This is a genomic window from Pseudoalteromonas sp. SG44-1 (genome assembly GCF_014164315.1).
Classification (GTDB): Bacteria; Pseudomonadota; Gammaproteobacteria; order Enterobacterales; family Alteromonadaceae; genus Pseudoalteromonas; species Pseudoalteromonas rhizosphaerae.
In genome coordinates, this window is record NZ_JACJEW010000176.1 from 1 (window position 1) to 1,300 (window position 1,300).

Here is a 1,300-nt window from a genome sequence, read left to right on the forward strand (position 1 = left end):
CAATCCTCATCTGGGTCGGTGAGTAAATCAAAGGCTTTTTGCCAGAGTGTAATTGCGCCTTGAAAGTCTTCTTCATCAAAAAGATCATTGCCTTGCTCGCAATACTCATCTATTTGGTCATGTACGTTCATTGGTTATACTCATTAAAAAAAGTTTTGTATTTTTTAGGCTGCTTTACAAAGCACCTGCCTTTAGAGATAGAGTTGGCTTTATCAAACCATTCATATGCTTGTCCAAAATCACCCATTTCAAATAATATAATACCTTTGATGAAGCTGGGATTATCATCATATGATATACAAAAATCAGAATTTAAGTACTCATCAATTAATGCTCTCGCGTCAGCTAACTTCTCAATTGCTATAAAATGTTCGCAAGCAGAAGTAATAATTATTAATGATTCGGACCATTGACTCTTCGGTGAAGGCAGTAATTCGATTGCTTCTTGCATTGCAAAAAATGATTCCTCTATTTGACCTCTCTTTTTAAATTCAAAAGATTGATCAAATTTTTCATTAATCTCATTGCTTAACTTTTCATCTAATTCTTTCATTTTTTTAACTTATCATATTGGGGGGGAAGTAGGTTTCTTTTAATTGAGCTCCCGCAGAGCGGTTTAAGCTGTAATGATCCAATGTATAATTATTAGGGTCAAGCATCCATTCTCTTACCTCTTTAGATTTTGCGCCGTATTGTCTGCCAGTAGTGGTGGCATTCTCAAACAAAGTACTGAATAACTCGATTATTTCGTCAGAAACAGCGATTGGTTGTTCGTTTGCATCCACTGCTGTTTGATAATGGGCTTTGCATTCAAGCTCGCTTTCATCTTCGCAATTTAAAATGAGTTGTGCCTCAAGCCATGGCTCTTTTATTTGCTGATAAAGGTACTGACCAAGTTGTTGGGGGATATTTTTTATATCTGGTTGCATATGCTGTCCTTAGCGTTATAAATGAGTTTAAAATTGAATGAACAAACATAAAGTTTGTCAATCTGAGTTAGTCCAAAGATATGGCACCAATGAATTCTAAAATAAACTTTCTGTAGCTAATTGGTAAGTTAATATTAAAAAACGTGTCGAATGAATCATCATGCGTGCTCAGGGATACGGCCATCTTGATGATTCATTAAGTTATGTACGCCAAATAGAGCTCGTTTAAAGCCCTCTACTAATTACATTTGCATACAGCGTTATTCGTACTGCTTAATAGCGCCACGTACCATAGAAGCCATATCAATAATTTCCATATCCCCCATGTCGGCAATTAAATTCAAATGGGCAAAAATATCGCACTTTTCAAT

General features: G+C 35.6%; 2 protein-coding genes. Both read right to left on the bottom strand.

Annotated elements, in window-relative coordinates; translation table 11 throughout:
• Positions 1 to 127: 127 nt before the first annotated feature.
• Complete coding sequence (locus tag H5187_RS23580; RefSeq protein ID WP_182798479.1) at positions 128 to 553, bottom strand: hypothetical protein; 426 nt, start codon at positions 551 to 553, stop codon at positions 128 to 130.
• A gap of 4 nt (positions 554 to 557) precedes the next feature.
• On the bottom strand, positions 558 to 929 hold the full coding sequence (locus tag H5187_RS24885; RefSeq protein WP_259398919.1) for an HNH/ENDO VII family nuclease: 372 nt from the start codon (positions 927 to 929) through the stop codon (positions 558 to 560).
• Positions 930 to 1,300 lie beyond the last annotated feature (371 nt).

Bases quoted from the DNA above. Each gene is read 5' to 3' on its own strand.
- H5187_RS24885 (WP_259398919.1), bottom strand. From the start codon at position 929: ATGCAACCAGATATAAAAAATATCCCCCAACAACTTGGTCAGTACCTT.
- H5187_RS23580 (WP_182798479.1), bottom strand. From the start codon at position 553: ATGAAAGAATTAGATGAAAAGTTAAGCAATGAGATTAATGAAAAATTT.